This window comes from Leisingera sp. MMG026 (assembly GCF_021654205.1).
Taxonomy (GTDB): domain Bacteria; phylum Pseudomonadota; class Alphaproteobacteria; order Rhodobacterales; family Rhodobacteraceae; genus Leisingera.
This window is the reverse complement of sequence record NZ_JAKFZM010000022.1, coordinates 63890-83206: the sequence shown is the minus strand read 5'-3', so window position 1 is coordinate 83206 and position 19317 is coordinate 63890. Positions and strand designations below refer to the sequence as shown.

Genomic DNA, 19317 nt, shown 5'->3' with positions numbered 1-19317 from the left:
AAGGCCAACCATGCACTAACTTTCAATTTGAACCACTCAAGTGGGGCTACTCAAGGCAGGGACTGAAGGTTCGAACTCTCTCGCTCCGGCCAATAAAACAAGGCTCCGTAGGGCGATTTTATTGTTTTGAAGCGGTGCTTAAGGTTTCCGGGGTAATGAGGGTCAAACCGTTTCCAGCGCGGACATATGCAGCTTTTTCCACAGAACATCCAACGTCGGCTTGGTGCTGCGCGGATCGCGGTAAAGGCGGATTTCCAGATCGGTGGCCAGCCGGTCGTCCACCACCGCAAAGCGCCCCTGCTTGATTTCCTCACGGCACAGGCTGAGGGGCAGCCAGCCCATGCCAAAGCCCTCTTGGATCATCGCCTTGACACTGTTGGCCAACGCGTTCTGGTTGACCACAAAGACCTTCTGGCCGGGCAACAGCTGTGCCAGTGCGAATTCCTGAACCGAGCGCAGCGCCGAGACTGCGCCATAAGACAACAGCGGCACCGCGTCCTTGCCGCCTTTGGGAAAGGAAAATTCCGGCACGCCGTCAGGGGTTGTGCGGGAAACCGGCACATATCGGTCGGTGGACAGGGTCAGATGCTCGAAGTTGGCGACTTCCAGGGGCCCAAGGAAATCCATTGACGGATGCCAGTAGGTCAGGATCACGTCGCAATAGCCCTGCTGCAGCGCGCTGACAAACTGGTCGGCGGCCCAGGAGGTGGAATTGAGGTCGGTATCCACCCCGCCCTCGCTGGCCAGGGGCGCGATCAGCGTCTTGTAATGCGTCATGTAAAGCGACTGCGAGGCGGCAAAGCGGATCACGTTTTCGCCCGCGGCATCAATCGTCTGGCAGCGTTCGATGGTTTCCTCGTAGGTGCGCAGCATGATGCGGGACTGGGACAGGAACACCTCGCCCGCCGGGGTCAGGGTCAGCGGCAGGGTTTCGCGGTTGATCAGCCGCACGCCGATCTCATTCTCCAGCGCCCGGATGCGGCGGGAGAAGGCCGGCTGGCTGACATTGCGTTCCTCGGCCGCGCGCGAGAAGTTCTTGCACGCGACCAAAGCTTCGAAATCCTTAAGCCAGATGATGTCCAACTGGGTGTCCCGTCTTAACCGGCGGCCACCGCATCCAGCCTGTCTTCCTCGACAGCATGGCAAGCAACGGTGCTGCCATCGGGCTGGTGAATGGCTTTTGGCTGTTCACTTTTGCATCGTGCGTCCGCAAAGGCGCAGCGGCTTTGGAAGGGACAGCCTTGCGGCAGATTGATCGGCGTCGGGATCTCGCCCTTGAGGCGGATGTGGTTCGGCCGGTCATCCTTCAGCTGCGGCACTGCGGACAGCAAGGCCCGAGTATAGGGGTGTTTCGGGTTGGAGAACAGCGTTGCCGTGTCCGCAACCTCGCAAACCGACCCAAGGTACAGAACCGCAACACGGGTGCCGAAATGCTCTACCACGCTCAGGTCGTGGGTGATGAACAGATAGGTAAGGCCACGGCTTTCCTTGGCCTCCAGCATCAGGTTCAGCACCTGCGCCTGGATCGACACGTCCAGTGCGCTGATCGGCTCATCCGCGATGATGAATTCCGGGTCCACCGTCAGGGCGCGGGCAATGGCGATCCGCTGGCGCTGGCCGCCGGAGAATTCATGCGGGTAGCGCTTGGCCCAGCTGGGATCGACCCCCACCGACAGCATCACCTCGGTCACCTTGTCGCGCACCTCGGCCGCCGAGGCGCCGGGGTTGTGATGGCGCACCGGTTCCTCCAGCGCCTGCCGGATGGTCATGCGCGGGTTGAGCGAGGCATAGGGGTTCTGGAAGATCATCTGGATCTTCTTGCGCAGGGGCTGCATAGCGCCGCGCGACAGGTCATCAATGCGCTGGCCGTCATAATGGATTTCACCTGCGGTGGGGGTCAGCAGGCCCGCCACCAGCCGCGCCACAGTGGATTTCCCGCAGCCCGATTCGCCGACCACACACAGCGCCTCGCCGCGGCCCACCTCCAGCGAGACATTGTTCACCGCATGGACCGCACGGCTTTCCCGCACGATCTTGCCCTGTTTGAACTTCAGCGTCTCAAGGAAGCCCTGATCCAGATCGAACCGTTTTTCCAGGTTCTTGATCTGCAGCAGCGGGCGGTCAGTCTTTGCGTCTTTCATGCCCGTGCCTCCTTACGGTCTTCGTCGCTGTGCAGGCGCTGCACCTCGTGGCAGGCCACTTCGACCTCGCCGTATTGCACGGTTTCCGGCACCCGGCTGCGGCATAGGTCGGTGGCGTATTTGCAACGCGGATTAAAGGCACAGCCTGCGGGTGCATTGGCAAGGCCCGGCATGTTGCCGGGGATTTGCTTAAGCCGCTGGCCGGGCACGGTCTGCTGCGGCAGCGCGTTGATCAGACCCTGGGTATAGGGGTGCTGCGGATCATTGATGATTTCCCGCGTGCGCCCCGCCTCGATGATGCGGCCGGCATACATGACCAGCGTGCGCTCGGTCATCTGGCTGACCACGCCCAGATCGTGGGTGATCAGGATCAGCCCCACCTGGTTCGACTGGCACAGCTCCAGCAGCAGCTCCATGATGTCGGCCTGGATGGTCACATCCAGCGCCGTCGTGGGTTCATCCGCGATGATCAGCTGCGGATCAAGCAGCAGCGCAATTGCAATGATGATCCGCTGGCGCATGCCGCCCGACAGCTCGTGCGGGTATTGTTCCAAACGTTCTTCCGGCGACGGAATATAAACTTCGCGCAGCTTGACGATGGCGATCTGGCGCGCTTCTTCGCGGCTCAGCTTGCGGTGCGCCAGCAGGGTTTCAACCATCTGCTGGCCGATGGTCAGCACCGGGTTCAGCGTCACCATCGGATCCTGAAAGATCATCGCCATCCGGTTGCCGCGCATGGTGCGCAGGCGCTTGTCGTTCATCTGCACGACGTCATCGCCATCGAACAGGATCTGGCCATTGTCGATGTAACCGGGGCGGCTGAGCAGGTTCATCAGCGAAAACCCGGTGATCGACTTGCCGGCGCCGCTTTCGCCGACGATGCCCAGGCGCTCGCCCTTGGCCAGATCAAAGGAAATGCCGTTGAGGGCTGTGACCGTCTCGTCGCGCATGGCGAATTTCACGGTCAGGTCGCGAACGGAAAGAAGGCTCATCGCGTTACCCCTTGTAGAGTTTCGGGTTCAGGACATCGCGCATCCAGTCGCCCAGCAGATTAATGACCAGGACCAGAACCACCAGCACCACGCCGGGGATGGCGGTGATCCACCAGCTGCCCGAGAAGATGTAATCAAACCCCGAGGAAATCAGCGAGCCCAGCGACGGCTGGCTGGGTGGCATCCCCAGCCCCAGGAAGCTGAGCGAGGCCTCGGAGATGATCGCATTGGCGACCTGCACGGTAGAGATCACAAAGATCGGCGACAGCGAGTTCGGCAGGATGTGCCGCACCATGATCCGCAGCGGGCCAAAACCCAGCACGCGGGCGCTGTCGACATATTCCTTTTTCTTCTCGGCCAGCACGGTGGCGCGCACGGTGCGGGCATATTGCGGCCATTCCGCGACCCCAATGACGGCAATCAGGAACACGACAGCATAGCGGTTGAAGGTATCAGTCCCGAACATCGCCTGGGTCACGGCCAGAAAGATGATCGCCACCATCAGGGTCGAGAACGACAGCTGGATGTCTGCCAGCCGCATCAGCAGGCTGTCCAGGCGGCCGCCGACATAGCCGGCCACCAGCCCGATGGAGATGCCCAGAAAGGCCTGCAGCGCAACCGCGCAGATACCGATCAGCAGCGACAGCCGGGTGCCATACAGGATGGTCGACCACAGATCGCGGCCCTGATCATCGGTGCCCAGCATGAATTCAGGCAGTGAACCGCTGACCCAGGCCGGCGGATACTCCGAGTTCATGATATCAATGGACCCCGGATCGTATGGGTCAAAGGGCGCGATTAGCGGGGCCAGAAAGGCAGCTCCGGCAATCACCAGGAAGATGATCATGCTGACCATCGCCACCGGGTTGCGGCGGAAACTGTAGCCCATGTTGGAATTCCAGGCCTTGGACCAGCGCGACGGTTCGGATTTCGGGGAAAGCGTTTCGGTGCTCATGCGCCCATCCTCGCAATATTCACGGTCGGGTTCACCAGGCCATAGATCAGATCGACAATGGTGTTGGTGACCACAAAGATGAAGCCGACAACAATCAGATAAGCCACGATCAGCGGGGTATCGACACGGTTCACGGCCTCAAGGAACATGAAGCCCATGCCCGGCCACTGGAACACTGTCTCGGTCAGGATGGTATAGGCCACCATAGTGCCGATCTGCACCCCGCCCACGGTAATCACCGGCAGCAGCGTGTTCTTCAAGGCATGGACAAAATAGATCCGCCACGGGCTGATGCCCTTTGCCTTGGCGTATTTGACGTATTCGGATTGCAGCACTTCCATCATCTCGGCCCGGATCAGGCGGACAAACAACGGCAGCATGATCGAGGCCAGCGCAATCGACGGCAGGATGATGTGAAGCCAGCCATCGGCAGTGGCAAAGTTGGTTTGCCAATAGCCCCAGACCTGCACGGTATCACCGCGCCCGTAGGAGGGCAGCCAGCCGTATTCCACCGAGAACACAAAGATCATCAGGATCGCTGTCAGGAACACCGGGATCGAAATGCCGATGATCGACAGGCCCATGATAATACGGCTCAGGATCGAATTGGGTTTGATTGCGGTATAGACACCCAGCGGCACTGAGAAGCCGACGATGATCAGCGTCGCGCCGAACACCAGCTCCAGCGTTGCCGGCAGCTTCTTCAGGATCACGTCCAGCGCCGGCTCCTTGAAGAAATAGGAGGTGCCCAGATCGCCCTGCAGCGCATTGCCCGCAAACCGCAGGTATTGCGTCACAAAGCTGTCGTTCAGACCCAGCTCATCGCGCAGCTGCTGACGTACTTCTTCCGAGACCGACTGCCCGACCAGCTCGCGCAGCGGGTCGCCCAGGTTGCCCTGGATGGCAAAGGCAATCAGCGAGATGACGAACATCACGGCAATCGCCTGGATCACTCGCTTGGCGAGATAGGCAAACATCGTCCTGACCTTTGTAGAGTTTGGTTACAGCGTAAAACACCGTGTTCAAGGGAACCGCGGGTTCTGCATACACGGCTTTGGCGGCCGCTTGTTGTATTGGTAGCCCGGGCCGGCCGGAGGAGACCGGCCCGGGTCAGATCAACGGCTTAGCTGCCGGTTTCGACGATCAGGTCGCCGAAATAGGGGAAGTTCAGCGCATTCACGATGTCGCCTGCGTTCATGCCGGACTTGGCGCCCCATGCCAGGTTCTGCCAGTGCAGCGGAATAAACGCGGCCTCATCATACAGGATGCCTTCCAGCTTCTGCAGCAGTTCCGTACGCTTGGCCGGGTCTGTTTCCGCGTTGGCGGCGTTCATCAGCGCGTCGGCTTCCGGGTTGCAGTAGTTGCCGGAATTGTACTGGCCATTGCCGGTTGCTTCGTCCGGGCAGGCGGTCAGGAACTGGTGGAAATTGGCGGAATCTTCGGTATCCGCGTGCCAGCCGATCATCATCATGTCCGCTGCGCGCTCGTCAAACGTCGGCCAGTACTGCGCCTTGGGCATGGTCTGCAGATCCACTTTGATGTTGATCTGCGCCAGCATCGAGGCCACCGCTTGTGCGATCTTGTCGTCGTTCACATAGCGGTTGTTCGGCGCCATCATGGTGATCGAGAAGCCGTCGGCATAACCTGCCTCAGCCATCAGCGACTTGGCTTTCTCCAGGTCAAAGCGCGGTGCGAAATCCTCGCTGTAGCCCAGGTAGCCGGCCGGGCTGGCCTGTGCGCCAACAGTGCCGAAGCCGCGCATGATACGGTCGACGATGCCGGAGTTGTTCACCGCATAGTCGATCGCCTTGCGGACGCGGGCGTCCTTGAAGGCCTCAACCCGGTTCTGGTTCATCTGGAAGGTGATGATGCGGGTGCCGGGCATGGTGATCAGGTCAACACCCTGGGCATCCGCCACGCGCTTCAGGTCGGTCGGCGGAACCGGTGCGATGAAATCAACATCGCCGGACAGCAGCGCGGCCACCCGGGTCGGGTCTTCCTTGATCGGGGTCAGCACGATCTTGTCGACGTTGCCGGCATCTGCATCCCAGTAATCGGCGTAGCGGTCGAACACCACGCGCACGCCCTGTTCACGCTCGGAAACAATGAACGGTCCGGTGCCGGATACATTGCGGGAGGCAAAGCTGTCGCCGTGCTTGACGATCTCGGCCTTTTCCTTGCCGTCGGCAGTGGTGCCGGAATAATAGGCGCTGTCCATCGGAAAGATGTAGGTCGCGGTGTGCAGGACCAGCGGATAAGGCTCCGAGGTTTTGAGGTCGAAGGTCATCTCATCGACAACTTCAACATCGGTGAAGGGCGCGAAAATCGCTTTGAAGTCGTCGCTTTCCTTCAGCCGGTCAAAGGTCCAGTCCACGTCCTTGGCGGTCAGCGCGTTGCCGCTGTGGAAGGTGACGCCGCTGCGCAGCTTGAAGCGCATAGTGGTGCCGTCGATCTGTTCCCAGCTTTCGGCCAGGCGCGGTTCGAACTGCAGGTCCTGGGTCCAGCGCACCAGCGGGTCAAAGACCATGTGCGACAGCTGCAGCGTGCCGCCGGACAGCTGTTCATGCGGATCCAGTGAAACCGGGTCAGCGTCATAGGCAACGCGCACTGTGGTCTCGGCATAGGCAACCGGTGCCATCGCCGCCACAACGGCTGCGGCCGCCAGGCTTCTGACAAATTTCGTCATTAGGCATACTCCCCTGTGATTATGGCGTGAACGCTATCCGGTGGCGCGGCGTCTGTGAAATGCCGATATCGCATAGGGTATGCAACCTGCACATTGGAGCTATGCACTTTGGGAATATCTGTTCCTTTACAAGCGCTTATGGTCAGTAATCGGGCAAAGGCGCAGTGTAAGCCAGCACCTCCGGGGTCAGTTTTCAGCGAATCTTGCGTGGCATTGCTCGGGGAAAACGCCCCGAAATTGCTCTTCCCAGACCGAGAGACCGTGGAGAATGCCTGCCGTTCCTGCAGTCCGGATGCGGTTAAGAACGCCGCCGGGATCATGGGTTGGAAAATTTGACGCGCCTCGGCAACAATATGCGCACATCCACCGCATGAAACGTCGCGAATAGCGTTGCGGCCGATCTGCTGGAAATAAAAAAGACGCCCTAAGGCGCCTTGTTTTATTGGTCGGAGCGAGAGGATTCGAACCTCCGGCCCCTGCCTCCCGAAGACAGTGCTCTACCAGGCTGAGCTACGCTCCGACCGTGGAGGGCGAAATAGCTCAGGGGGCGGGGTTTGACAAGGGCGATTCCGTAGAAAGCTGTGGTTTTCAGGAATTCTTTTTGCGGGCGCCAAAGGGGCCTGCGCGATCATGGGAGGGGCATAAAAAAAGCCCCGCGCTGACGGTCAGGCGGGGCTTTGAAACGTGCTTGGACCTGCCTCAATATCAGAGGCTTGCCTCCAAGGCGGCAAGCACGGCATCGCCCATCTGGCTGGTGGAAACCGGCTCCACGCCGTCTTCACCCAGCAGGTCGGCAGTGCGCACGCCGTCGGCCAGCACCTTCTCAACCGCGGCTTCCAGGCGGTCGGCCTCGGCGCCCTGATCGAAGCTGTAGCGCAACGCCATCGCAAAGCTCAGGATGCAGGCGATCGGGTTGGCCTTGCCCTGACCGGTGATGTCGGGGGCGGAGCCGTGCACCGGTTCGTACAACGCCTTGGGGCGGCCGTTTTCCATCGGTGCGCCAAGCGACGCAGAAGGCAGCATGCCAAGCGAGCCGGTCAGCATCGCCGCACAGTCGGACAGGATGTCGCCGAACAGGTTGTCGGTCAGGATCACGTCGAACTGTTTGGGCGCGCGCACCAGCTGCATCGCACCGTTGTCAGCGTACATATGGCTCAGCTCAACCTCGGGGTAGTCAGCCGAGACACGGGTCACCACTTCACGCCACAGAATGCCGCTTTCCATCACATTGGCCTTCTCCATCGAGCAGACCTTTTTGCCCCGGCGCATCGCCAGCTCAAACGCGGAGCGGGCGGCGCGTTCGATCTCGCTCTCGGTGTAGCGCTGGGTGTTGATGCCGACGCGCTCGTTGCCTTCTTCAAAAATGCCGCGCGGCTCGCCGAAATAGACGCCCGAGGTCAGCTCGCGCACGATCATGATGTCGAGGCCGGCCACGATGTCCTTCTTAAGCGAGGAGAAATCTGCCAGCGCGTCAAAGCACTGCGCCGGGCGCAGGTTGGAATAAAGGTCCATTTCCTTGCGCAGACGCAACAGGCCGCGCTCGGGCTTTACCGAGAAATCCAGATCGTCATAGGCCGGGCCGCCCACGGCGCCGAGCAGAACAGCGTCGGCCTCCTGGGCCTTGGCCATGGTTTCATCCGCCAGCGGTAGCCCATGCTTGTCATAGGCCGCGCCGCCGACCAGATCCTCGCTCACATCGAACTGCAGGCCGCGCTTGCCGCCGAACCAGGAGATGATCTTGCGCACTTCGGCCATGACTTCGGGGCCGATCCCGTCGCCGGGCAGAATCAAAATCGATGGGTTGGGCATGGGAGTCCTCCTAAAAACAGCTGGCAAGGGCGTAGCGGGACAGCGGGGCAGGGTCAACAATAGGCCCTGAAATTAAAGGGGTTTGGTTGGGATTCGCGCAGGCCGGGCCGGGTCCTGGCCCTAGTCCAGCGCGATATCGGCCCAAACCAGCCGGTGGCGGCTGGCAATGGCGGCTGCTGTACCCGGAGCATCCGGCCAGACAATGCCGCTGCCGGTGACGGTCAGCCCGGCAGAGGGCAACACATAATCCACCCGCATCCGCCCGGCGCCCTGCCACTCCACGGTTGCAGTTCCGGCTTGCGGGCCGAGCGGCTGCGGGTCCTGCAGCCGGGGATCGCCCAGCAGATTGCGGATGGCGTCCTTGCGGCCTTCACCGCGTTCGGGGTCGAGATTGGCGTCACCGGCAATCACAAAGGGCGCTTGGGGTGCGGCGCCCAGACGGCCATCCAGCAGCAGCTGCCACAGGCGGATTTCATCGCGGTTGCGCCGCCCGTTACGGTCTTCCGGCCCGTCAAACACTGGCGGCGCAGCGTGGAATGTCATCACGTTCAGCTGGCCGCCGCCGGGCAATTCCAGCGGCACCAGCCAATGCGCGGTGGCAGACAGGCGCTGCACCTTCTGCACCTCGCTGGAGGGAAACGGGCGCCCGTCCGGGTGTTCAGGCAGCAGCGCGCCGGGCAGGTCCTGCCACAGCAGGGCCGAAAAGTCGCGGATACCGCCGCGATCAACCGGCAGCCGTGACAAAAGCGCAATACCGCCCTGGCCGCGAAACCGGCCATAGCCCTGATTGTCACGCGGCCCGCCGGTCCTGCCATTGCCGTCCATGTCCAGCAGGGCCGGGGGCGGCAGTCCGGTATTAGGCTGCAGGAAAACACGGTAAGGATAGGCGGCACCGGCCTCTGCCAGCAGCCCGGCCAGGGCGGCAAGGCTGCGGCCTTCGTAGTCCCAATCAATCTCCTGCAGTGCCAGCACATCCGGCTGTACGGCAGAGATCACCTCTACCACCGCGGCAATTTGCGGATCGCCGCCGCGCTCAATGTCGCGCAGTAGCAGGCCGGGCCCGTCCCGCGACAGCTCTGTGTTGAAGGTTGCGATGCGCAGGGTGCCGGCCTGGCCTGCTCCGGCGGCAAGGATCAGAAGAAGGAGGCTCGCCGCCAGCCGCCTCATGCGGTTTGCAGCGCCTCGTCCGCGGCGCTGCCGGCGGCGCGCCGTTTGTGCATGATCAGCCCGGCGATGCGCTGCATGGCCATGCCGCGCATGATCATCGAGGCAGGCACCAGCGCCCAGGCGCTGATCACCCAGATCAGCATATGCGGGGCTGCCAGAATTCCGGGATCGACCAGGCCCGAGGCCAGTTTGGCCGCGGCGGGCAGGGCAAACGGCAGCAGCACGCCGCCGATGATATTGACCCGCGCGTCGCGCTGCAGCCGCTGCACCACATCGCCGCCAGTGGTGGGGTCGAACAGCGGCAGGTTGACCCAGACATTGAAAGCGCCGCTGCCGACGGGCCAGTGGCCGACACGGATCACCAGCGCAAATCCGGCAATCGCGGCGCCCGCGATCGCATAAACCAGTCCGGCGGCATCGCGCACCATCAGCATTGTGGCTTCCGGGACCTGCGGCGGCAGCATCAGCACCGTCAGCTGCACCGGCGAATAGGCAAAATCCAGCTGTCCGCCCAGCCAGCCGCCAAGACGGTGGATCAGCGCGGTCAGCCCGGTCGGCTCCAGCGGATGGGCCGCCAGCAGGCTCAGCGCGCCGACAGACGCAGCACAGGCGGCAAAGCGCATCCGGTTGATCGGCGGCGCATTGCGGAATTCCACAAAGCTGGGGAAGTGCGAGTTGTATTCGGTGAAGGCCAGGGCCGACCCCAGGAGCGCAATGAACAGGATGATTTCCGGCGACTCGGTGGCCGATGCCGGAAGGATCAGCGTCGGCATGGCAAACAGCATAGCCACCAATATGCCGCGGAACGCCGCGCCTGTGATGCGTGCAAACACGTCTCTCAATCCCTTCAAACTGGAACGGGCGTTTTCGCCTCTGGGTCCAGAATTGAAGCCCCCCGGGAATGGCCCAGGGCGCTCTGCCTCATTTTTGCCCTATTGTTGCCGGGCGGCGGCTTTCCGCTCAAGGTCCGGCGGCAGGGCAGGGGCCACTTTCACCGCGGCACTGGTGCCCGATTGCATCAGGGTTTTGTTGAGGAACAAATGGGGTGGGGGCCGCCTACCAGATGCAGTGGAAGAGAGCCGGGGGAACACAACGAAAGGATCAGAGCTGAATTGCGGCGGGAATGCGGCGCGAATCTGGCGGGCGAAAATAGAAGAGCCGCCCGGGCCGGGCGGCTCTGAAGTGTTTTTGGCAGAATGCGGGGGGCAGACCCAGGGTCAGACCCAGGGGCGGGCCTGCGCGGTCTTGTCTTCAAATGTCTTGATGGCGTCCGCTTTTTCCATCGTCAGGCCGATATCGTCCAGACCGTTCAGCAGGCAGTGCTTTTTGAAGGCATCCACTTCAAAAGAGATCACTTCGCCGTCCGAGGTGGTGATCTCCTGCGCTTCCAGGTCCACGGTCATGCGGGCGTTGGCGCCTTTTTCCGCATCGGCCATCAGAAGGTCGACCTGTTCCTGCGGCAGCACGATCGGCAGGATCCCGTTCTTGAAGCTGTTGTTGAAGAAGATGTCGGCAAAAGACGTCGAAACGATGCATTTGATGCCGAAATCGGCAATTGCCCAGGGCGCGTGTTCGCGCGAGGAACCGCAGCCGAAGTTGTCGCCCGCCACCAGAATCTCAGCGTCCCGGTACTGCGGTTTGTTCAGCACGAAATCCTCGATCTCGGTGCCGTCGCGGTTATAGCGCATCTCGTCGAACAGGTTCTTGCCGAAGCCGGTGCGCTGAATGGATTTCAGGAACACCTTGGGGATGATCATGTCGGTGTCGATGTTCACCAGTGGCATCGGGGCGGCGATACCCTGCAGTTTCTGGAATTTTTCCATTACTCGTTTCCTTGTTTCTGGTGCTTCAGGCCGCTGAGATCAAAACCGATCTCCTGCGCGTGGCGTGCGATGAAGCTGTGTTTTTCGGGCCGGTGCGTCTTGTGGTAGCGGCGCACCATGGATGCATAGAGATGAACGGCCAGCGTATTTTCGGTGAGCCAGCCGTCTTCCTGGCAGTGGCCGCTGAACAGCACGTCGGTCAGAACGCCGCGGATCGGGTAGAACACCTCCGGTTCGCGGACGTGTTCTACCTCGCCGGTCAGGTTCAGCGTGTAGTCCAGCGCCCGGGGGCCAAGCGACGGGCGCTGCAGTTCAAAGGCTGCCAGCAGCCGCTTGCCGGGCGGAGCGGCCTCCACCTCCTTGCGGATTTTGCGGCCCAGCCAGGGCGGCACCCATTCGGGATCTTCAAACCAGTCCAGCAGATGGTTCAGCGTTGCGGAGCCTTTCGGCAGCCGCAGCACCGCGCCGTTGATCGAGCGTGTCGGCTCATAGCCCACGTGATAGTCCACGTCCGGCAACGGCCGACAGCAAAGCATATCTGTGTCAATCCAGATCATCTCCGTCTGTTTCAGCAGATACAGGCGGAACAGATCCGACAGCATAGACGCAGGCGCCTCCCCGTGCCCCGCCTGGACGGGGTCCCAGATTTCCGCTGCCGGGCAGGTGCGGACACCTGGCGGCACCGGCGGCGCCGCAGGCCCGGTGTGGAACAGCACAACCTCGTGGCCGCGCTGCACGAAACTGGCCAAAGACAGCTCGTGCAGCCAGTTCAGGCTGTCACCGATCCACAGGCTTGCGACTGCGGGAAGGGAAGGGCTGGACGGCATCGGTGCCCCCTTAGGCTCAGATCAGCTCACGCACATCGGTCAGCTTGCCGGTCAGTGCAGCGGCGGCTGCCATGGCTGGCGACACCAGATGGGTGCGGCCCTTGTAACCCTGACGGCCCTCGAAGTTCCGGTTCGAGGTTGCGGCGCAGCGCTCGCCCTCGGACAGCTGGTCAGGGTTCATCGCCAGGCACATGGAGCAACCCGCAAGACGCCACTCGAAACCGGCAGCCTCAAAGATCCCGGCCAGGCCTTCTTCTTCGGCCTGGGCACGCACCAGGCCGGATCCGGGAACGATCATGGCGCGCATGCCGTCCTTGATCTTCTTGCCCTTCACCACCTCGGCCACAGCGCGCAGGTCTTCGATGCGGCCGTTGGTGCAGGAACCGATGAATACGGTGTCGATCTCGATGTCGGTCAGTTTCTGACCGGGGGTCAGGCCCATGTATTCAATCGAACGGCGGGCCGCCTCAACCTTGCCGCCGGTGAAATCCTCAGGTGCGGGCACCACACCGGTGATCGGCAGCACGTCCTCAGGGCTGGTGCCCCAGGTCACAACCGGCTGGATGTCTTCGCCCTTCAGGGTGACAACCTTGTCGAAATGAGCGCCTTCATCGGTGAACAGGGTCTTCCACCAGGTCAGCGCAGCTTCCCACTGGGCGCCTTTGGGGGCGTGCGGGCGGCCTTTGACATAATCATAGGTGGTCTGGTCCGGGGCGATCAGGCCGGCACGGGCGCCGCCCTCGATCGCCATGTTGCAGACCGTCATGCGGCCTTCCATCGACAGATCCCGGATTGCTTCGCCGCAATACTCAATCACATAGCCGGTGCCGCCGGCGGTGCCGGTCTCGCCGATCACGGCAAGGGTGATGTCCTTGGCGGTTACGCCCGGCTTCAGCTTGCCGGTGATCTCCACCTTCATGTTCTTGGACTTTTTCTGGATCAGCGTCTGGGTGGCCAGCACATGCTCGACCTCGGAGGTGCCGATGCCATGCGCCAGCGCGCCGAATGCACCGTGAGTAGCAGTGTGGCTGTCGCCGCAGACCACGGTCATGCCGGGCAGGGTCCAGCCCTGTTCCGGGCCAACGATATGCACAATGCCCTGGCGGACGTCATCCACCGGGTAGTAATGCACGCCGAATTCGCGGGCGTTCTTGTCGAGCGCCTCAACCTGGATGCGGCTTTCCTCGTTCTCAATGCCTTTGGCACGGTCGAGCGTGGTCGGCACGTTGTGGTCCGGCACCGCGATGGTTTTGTCCGGGGCATGCACGCCGCGGCCGGCCATGCGCAGGCCTTCGAACGCCTGCGGGCTGGTCACTTCGTGGACCAGGTGGCGGTCGATATAAAGCAGGCTGGTGCCATCCTCGGCTTCATGCGCAACATGCGCATCCCAGATTTTGTCATAGAGTGTTTTGGGGGACATGGGTCCACTCCCGTATGTATTTGGGTATGCTGGCTTTGGGCTGGGCAACGGCCTTATAGGCGCGCCAGGACCGTGCGGGCGGCGCCATAGAACCGTTCGCGCAGCCGTGCGCGGTCTTGCAGTTCTATCTTTTGCGCCAATACGAGGGTCATGGCTGTCAGATACATCCGCAAGGGCCGGCAATCAAGATTCGTTCTAACGCCGGGGTGATGCAGGCGGCAGATACATCAAACCGCCGTGCCGTCTGCCCACGGCCGGGCGCCGCCCTTGTCTGTTCTTGATCAAAGCATTCAGGAGCGGCACACTGGCGGAAAAAAAAGGGGGCGTGATGGAGCCGGAAGAGCAGACCCTGCCAAAGGACGCAATCGCGGAAAGCACCGCCGACGCGCTGGAATTCGGGCAGCAGATCTGGGACTTGCTGATGCAGGGGGGCGAGCTTCTGCTAAGGCCTTGGAACGCCTATCAGGTTGGCATTGCACTGGCGGTGTTCGTGCTGGCCGCCCTGATCGCCAAGCCGTTGGGCAGCGCGTTCCATGACTGGCTGCGCGGGCGCGAGGGCTGGCCGCGCTGGCGGATGCGGGTGGGGCTGGTGCTGCACAAACGGATCCGCGGCATCCTGTTTGTGCTGCTGATCTGGCTGGTGGTGCTGATCATGCAGGAGGCGACCTGGCCCAGCCGCTCGCGGCTGCTGGAGCTGATCGGCAACCTGTCGCTGGCCTGGCTGATTGTCTCATTTGCGACCAGACTGGTCGGCAATCCCTTGCTGCGGAACCTGGTGAAATACGGCGCCTGGACCTGGATCACCCTGCGTATTCTGGGCATCACCCAAGAGGCAATTCATCTGCTGGACGGCGTCGCCATCGAATTCGGCGACCTTAGGATCTCGCTCTATCTGGTGGTTCAGGCGGCGGTCATTCTTGGCGTCATGCTGACGCTGGCGCGGGTGATTTCATCGGTGGCGGCCAACCGTATCCGCGGCAACGCCGATATCTCCCCGTCAATGCAGGTGCTGGGCGCCAAGATGGCGCAGATCCTGCTGTTCGGCGGTGCGTTCTTCATTGGCCTTAAGGCCATCGGCATCGACCTGACCGGGCTGGCAGTGCTGTCCGGCGCCATTGGTGTGGGTCTTGGTTTCGGCCTGCAAAAAGTGGTGTCGAATCTGGTGTCGGGTCTCATCATCCTGTTGGACAAGTCGATCAAGCCGGGCGATGTGATCAGTCTCGGAGACACCTTCGGCTGGATCAACGCGCTGGGTGCGCGCTATGTCTCGGTCGTGACCCGCGATGGCCGGGAATACCTGATTCCTAATGAGGACCTGATCACCTCGCAGGTGGTGAACTGGTCGCATTCCGATAAATTCGTGCGGCTGGATCTGACGTTCGGCACCGGTTACGGCGACGACCCGCACAAGGTGCGCAAGATCGCAATACAGGCGGCCTTGGGAGTGAACAGAGTGCTGAGCGCAGGCGGCAAAAAGCCGGTCTGCCATATCACCGGTTTTGGCGACAGCAGCGTTGATTATGTTCTCAGAATCTGGATCGACGATCCCACTGGCGGCCTCACCAATATCCGCGGCAATGTCTATCTGGCGCTGTGGGATGCGTTCCAGGCCGAAAACATCTCGATCCCCTTCCCGCAGCGCGAAGTGCGGATGCTGAACGACCCGCTGCCGGTCAGGGTTGCACCTGCCGGAAATGAGGGATAAAGCACAGGGCTTGCATCGCCGGAGCGGGGTTTCATTGAAAATTCACCATCTGGTTGCTACATTATTAATAGGCCCGGCGCCGGGGCTTGGCGGCGCGTTGCAAGGAGGACTCTGTCCTGTCACCCGTACCTCAAGCGGCGGATGCCGCTGTCAATGGGGCAGCCGTGATGGCTTCCCAGTCCCAGCCCACCAGCGAACAGCTGCTGGAGCGGATTCTCTCCTCACTCAGCGATGACAAAGCCGAAGATGTGGTGCAGATCGACCTGCGCGGCAAGACGGCGATCGGCGATTACATGGTGCTGGCCTCGGGCCGCTCCACCCGCCAGGTTGCCGCCATGGCTGAAAAGCTGACCGACCGGCTCAAACAGGAATACCAGCTTGGCTGCAAGGTCGAAGGCAAGGATACCGGCGACTGGGTTCTGATCGACACCGGTGATGTGATTGTCCATATCTTCCGCCCGGAAGTGCGCGAGTTTTATCAGCTCGAGAAGATGTGGATGCCCACAGGCACTGCGGCAGCCCCGTCAACCCCGGCTGCCGAGGGCTGATCCAAGGCTGATTTGATGCAGGCCCGCGCCTGGGTGCGGGCCGGATTGCTTTTGGAATTTCATGCGACTGCATATCTGTGCGGCCGGCCGGTTGCGGGCTGGCCCTGAAAAATCCCTCATCGACGACTATATTGCCCGGTTCGACCGGACCGGCCGCGCGCTGGGCCTGGGGCCTGCGCGGGTGGTGGAGATTGAGGACAAGAAGAATGGCGGCATGGCGGCTGAGGCAGCATTGCTGCGCAAGGCCTTGCCCAAGGGCGCGGTGATCTGCACCCTGGACGAGCGCGGCAAGGTGATCTCTTCCCCGGATTTTGCGGGCAGGCTGGCAGGCTGGCGCGACAGCGGCCGTCAGGATCTGGCGCTGATTATCGGCGGGGCAGACGGGATTGATCCCGGCTTGCGGGCCGAGGCCGATTTCTCGATCTCCTTTGGCAAGATGGTCTGGCCGCATATGCTGGTGCGGGTGATGCTGGCCGAGCAGATCTACCGCGCCGCAACCATTCTGGCGGGCAGCCCGTACCATAGGGTCTGAATGCGCCTGCGGCGCGAGTATTTTCAGAAAGATGAAGATCAGGGCAGAGTGAGGACGTATGTGTCCTGGCTCCACCCGTCCACCAGGCAGCGGGCCTGAATTTGAACTTGGGTAGTGCGATCCGGGATCTGCACGCCGTTGAGAGACCGGGTAAAAGGCTGTTCGTGTTCATGCGGATGCGCCAGCACGCGCAGGCCCAGCTCCTTGCCCGCCATGTCCAGCACCCGCCAGCCGTCGGCATAGTGATCCCAGCCGGTATCGGGGTGGGAAAGAGTGACGCTGACCGTCCGGCCGCCGCCGGATTGACGGGCTGTTGCATTTTCGATCACCGGCTCTTCCGCAAAGGCAGGAATCGCGATGGAGCAGAGTACGAAGACGGCAAGGGTCTGTTTCATGGCGCTACCTTAGCCGCGCGCCCGGAAGAGGTGCAGTCACGAAACTGTGTCCCCTTTGCTGATTGGCGGGATGCGCAGCAGGATTGTGCGGGAGTGCGAGGCAAATTCCCGCCGGTACAGCACCGCAAAGGTGATCACCGCGGCGCCTGCCAGCGGCAGCGCGCCCGCCAGCCAGGCCACGGCAGCCAGCGCAAAATACGTCGCCCGCATGCCGCGGTTGAAGCTGCGCGCGGCGGTGATGCTGATTTCGGCGGCCTGCGCGGCGCGGGGGTAGGCAAGCGGATCCTTGCGGTCATTCGGCACTGCGGCCATCAGCACCGCACAATAGCCGAACAGCCGGTGCGACCAGACAAATTTCAAAAACGCATTTGATAGAAACAGCAGCACCACCAGGATCTTAACCTCCCAGACAAAGGCCGGGGCGCTGTCCTGGATCAGGTCTTCGGCCACTCCGGCAAGCTGCTCGGTATTGCCGATCAGGGCCAGCCCGCCGCCAATCGCTATCATCGCGGCAGAGGCAAAGAAGGCCGTGGCCTGGCGCAGGTTGCCCGCCAGCTGCGCATCAAAGATCCGCGGATCGCGTTCGACCATCTGTTTCATCCAGTCGCGCCGGAAATCCGCCATCAGCCAGGACACCGAGGGCCGCCCCGCAGGCGGGTTCTCGATCCGCCAGCCGATCCACAGCCAGCCTGCAATCAGCAGGGCGAGAGCCGCAAGGTCGAACAGGGAGAATTGCGCAAGGCGGGCGGTCCAGATCATGGCCCGACACTAGGGGGCTGATCCTGGCGCGGCAATCCGTCTCTTGCCAGGTGGCGTAATTGGTAATATTACTTTACCAAATAGGAGAGCGCCATGGAGATGCCATCCCCGAACCCCGCCATTCTGGCCCGCAAAGCGCGGCTTGCCGAGCGGTTGCTGGCTGTGCTGCCTGATGATGCGGTGATTCAGGACGCGGCGGAGACCCGCGCTTATGAATGCGACGCGCTGACGGCCTATAAATGCCCGCCGCTGCTGGCGGTGCTGCCGCGGAGCACGCAGGAGGTCTCGGACATTCTGCGGATCTGCCACGCGGAAGGCGTGCCGGTAGTGCCGCGCGGTGCTGGCACGTCGCTGGCGGGCGGGGCGCTGCCGACGGCGGATTGCGTCATCCTTGGCGTGGCGCGTATGAACGGGGTTCTGGAAACCGATTACGGCAACCGCATCATCCGGGTTCAGACCGGGCGCACCAACCTGAGTGTTTCCGGCGCGGTGGAGGAGGAGGACTTCTTCTATGCGCCCGACCCGTCCTCGCAGCTGGCCTGTGCCATTGCCGGTAATATCGCAATGAACTCGGGCGGGGCGCATTGCCTTAAGTATGGCGTGACGACGAACAACCTGCTGGGCGTCACCATGGTGATGATGGACGGCACCGTGGTGGAGATCGGCGGAGCGCATCTGGATGCAGGCGGGCTGGATCTCCTGGGTGTGATTTGCGGCAGCGAAGGCCAGCTGGGCGTGGTGACAGAGGCCACCCTGCGGATCCTGCGCAAGCCCGAAGGCGCGCGGCCGGTGCTGATCGGCTATGACAGCAATGAGGTGGCCGGTGCCTGTGTCTCGGACATCATCAAAGCGGGTGTCTTGCCGGTGGCGATCGAATTCATGGACCGCCCCTGTATCGAGGCCTGCGAGGCCTTTGCCAAGGCTGGTTACCCGATGTGCGAGGCGCTGCTGATCGTCGAGGTCGAGGGCAGTCCCGAGGAAATTGATCACCAGCTGGGGCTGATAATTGAAATCGCCCGGTCCCACAATCCGGTAGAGCTGCGCGAGGCCGGCGATGCGGAAGAGGCCGGCCGGATCTGGCTAGGCCGCAAGTCGGCCTTTGGCGCGATGGGGCAGATCAACGACTACATGTGCCTCGATGGCACTATCCCGGTGTCCTCGCTGCCGTTTGTGCTGCGTCGCATTGGTGAGATGAGCCAGGAGTTCGGATTGGATGTGGCGAATGTGTTCCATGCCGGGGACGGCAACATGCACCCGCTGATCCTGTTTGATGCCAACAAGCCCGGCGATCTGGAAACCTGCGAGGCTTTCGGGGCAGAGATCCTGAAACTCTGTGTCGAGGCCGGCGGCTGTTTGACCGGTGAGCACGGGGTCGGGATCGAAAAACGCGATCTGATGCTGCATCAGTACACGGCGGCGGACCTTGAGGCGCAGTTGAAGGTCAAGGATGTGTTCGACCCGAAGTGGCTGCTCAATCCGGCCAAGGTGTTTCCGCTATCGGTGAGCGAGGGCCGCCGGGCGGCGGCATAGGCGGCTGAATGATTGGGGCTTTGCCCCA

18 protein-coding genes and 1 tRNA gene are annotated in these 19317 nt (G+C 62.1%); 4 read left to right on the top strand and 15 right to left on the bottom strand.

What is annotated here, in order from left to right:
- Nucleotides 1-162 precede the first annotated feature (162 nt).
- The 13 genes from L1069_RS13810 to leuC all read right to left on the bottom strand — a co-directional run bounded on the left by L1069_RS13810 (nucleotide 163) and on the right by leuC (nucleotide 13820).
- Complete coding sequence (locus L1069_RS13810; protein WP_237456042.1) at nucleotides 163-1083, bottom strand: LysR family transcriptional regulator; 921 nt, start codon at nucleotides 1081-1083, stop codon at nucleotides 163-165.
- Between the two features lie 14 nt (nucleotides 1084-1097).
- Nucleotides 1098-2141: an oligopeptide/dipeptide ABC transporter ATP-binding protein gene (locus L1069_RS13805; protein ID WP_129372166.1), complete on the bottom strand. Its 1044-nt coding sequence runs from the start codon at nucleotides 2139-2141 to the stop codon at nucleotides 1098-1100.
- Nucleotides 2138-3133 carry an ABC transporter ATP-binding protein gene (locus L1069_RS13800; RefSeq protein WP_129372165.1) on the bottom strand — a complete coding sequence of 332 codons (996 nt, stop codon included), beginning with the start codon at nucleotides 3131-3133 and terminating at the stop codon, nucleotides 2138-2140. Before L1069_RS13800 ends, L1069_RS13805 begins: the two co-directional genes overlap by 4 nt.
- Nucleotides 3134-3137: 4 nt before the next feature.
- Nucleotides 3138-4088, bottom strand: a complete 951-nt coding sequence (locus tag L1069_RS13795; protein WP_129372164.1) for an ABC transporter permease — start codon at nucleotides 4086-4088, stop codon at nucleotides 3138-3140.
- Entirely contained in the window at nucleotides 4085-5065 is a 981-nt protein-coding gene (locus tag L1069_RS13790; protein ID WP_129372163.1) for an ABC transporter permease, read from the bottom strand. Before L1069_RS13790 ends, L1069_RS13795 begins: the two co-directional genes overlap by 4 nt.
- A 146-nt stretch (nucleotides 5066-5211) precedes the next feature.
- Nucleotides 5212-6774: an ABC transporter substrate-binding protein gene (locus L1069_RS13785; RefSeq protein WP_237456041.1), complete on the bottom strand. Its 1563-nt coding sequence runs from the start codon at nucleotides 6772-6774 to the stop codon at nucleotides 5212-5214.
- A gap of 443 nt (nucleotides 6775-7217) precedes the next feature.
- Nucleotides 7218-7294 (bottom strand) — tRNA-Pro (locus L1069_RS13780).
- Nucleotides 7295-7479: 185 nt separating this feature from the next.
- Nucleotides 7480-8583 carry a 3-isopropylmalate dehydrogenase gene (gene leuB / locus L1069_RS13775; protein WP_129372161.1) on the bottom strand — a complete coding sequence of 368 codons (1104 nt, stop codon included), beginning with the start codon at nucleotides 8581-8583 and terminating at the stop codon, nucleotides 7480-7482.
- Nucleotides 8584-8703: 120 nt separating this feature from the next.
- Entirely contained in the window at nucleotides 8704-9750 is a 1047-nt protein-coding gene (locus tag L1069_RS13770) for an endonuclease/exonuclease/phosphatase family protein (protein ID WP_237456040.1), read from the bottom strand.
- Complete coding sequence (locus L1069_RS13765) at nucleotides 9747-10583, bottom strand: hypothetical protein (RefSeq protein ID WP_237456039.1); 837 nt, start codon at nucleotides 10581-10583, stop codon at nucleotides 9747-9749. Before L1069_RS13765 ends, L1069_RS13770 begins: the two co-directional genes overlap by 4 nt.
- Nucleotides 10584-10967: 384 nt before the next feature.
- A complete protein-coding gene (gene leuD / locus L1069_RS13760; RefSeq protein WP_129372158.1) occupies nucleotides 10968-11573 on the bottom strand; it encodes a 3-isopropylmalate dehydratase small subunit in 606 nt (201 codons plus the stop codon).
- Nucleotides 11573-12400, bottom strand: a complete 828-nt coding sequence (locus tag L1069_RS13755) for a hypothetical protein (protein WP_129372157.1) — start codon at nucleotides 12398-12400, stop codon at nucleotides 11573-11575. The genes leuD and L1069_RS13755 overlap by 1 nt, the downstream gene beginning before the upstream one ends.
- A gap of 16 nt (nucleotides 12401-12416) precedes the next feature.
- Entirely contained in the window at nucleotides 12417-13820 is a 1404-nt protein-coding gene (gene leuC, locus L1069_RS13750; protein ID WP_129372156.1) for a 3-isopropylmalate dehydratase large subunit, read from the bottom strand.
- A gap of 328 nt (nucleotides 13821-14148) precedes the next feature.
- Here leuC and L1069_RS13745 point away from each other — a divergent pair, with 328 nt between their 5' ends.
- The 3 genes from L1069_RS13745 (at nucleotide 14149) to rlmH (ending at nucleotide 16605) form a co-directional block, all read left to right on the top strand.
- Nucleotides 14149-15525: a mechanosensitive ion channel domain-containing protein gene (locus tag L1069_RS13745; RefSeq protein WP_237456038.1), complete on the top strand. Its 1377-nt coding sequence runs from the start codon at nucleotides 14149-14151 to the stop codon at nucleotides 15523-15525.
- Between the two features lie 167 nt (nucleotides 15526-15692).
- Nucleotides 15693-16073 (top strand): ribosome silencing factor, encoded by a 381-nt coding sequence (rsfS, locus tag L1069_RS13740; protein WP_129372154.1) that lies wholly within the window; start codon nucleotides 15693-15695, stop codon nucleotides 16071-16073.
- 61 nt (nucleotides 16074-16134) lie between these two features.
- Complete coding sequence (rlmH, locus tag L1069_RS13735; protein ID WP_237456037.1) at nucleotides 16135-16605, top strand: 23S rRNA (pseudouridine(1915)-N(3))-methyltransferase RlmH; 471 nt, start codon at nucleotides 16135-16137, stop codon at nucleotides 16603-16605.
- A gap of 38 nt (nucleotides 16606-16643) precedes the next feature.
- Here the strand turns inward: rlmH and L1069_RS13730 are convergent, their stop codons facing one another.
- Nucleotides 16644-17000 carry a hypothetical protein gene (locus L1069_RS13730; RefSeq protein ID WP_237456036.1) on the bottom strand — a complete coding sequence of 119 codons (357 nt, stop codon included), beginning with the start codon at nucleotides 16998-17000 and terminating at the stop codon, nucleotides 16644-16646.
- 36 nt (nucleotides 17001-17036) lie between these two features.
- A complete protein-coding gene (locus tag L1069_RS13725; protein ID WP_237456035.1) occupies nucleotides 17037-17759 on the bottom strand; it encodes a DUF599 domain-containing protein in 723 nt (240 codons plus the stop codon).
- Between the two features lie 93 nt (nucleotides 17760-17852).
- On the opposite strand from L1069_RS13725, the gene L1069_RS13720 reads away from it, so the two are divergent.
- Complete coding sequence (locus tag L1069_RS13720) at nucleotides 17853-19289, top strand: FAD-linked oxidase C-terminal domain-containing protein (RefSeq protein ID WP_237456034.1); 1437 nt, start codon at nucleotides 17853-17855, stop codon at nucleotides 19287-19289.
- The last annotated feature ends 28 nt before the right edge of the window (nucleotides 19290-19317 follow it).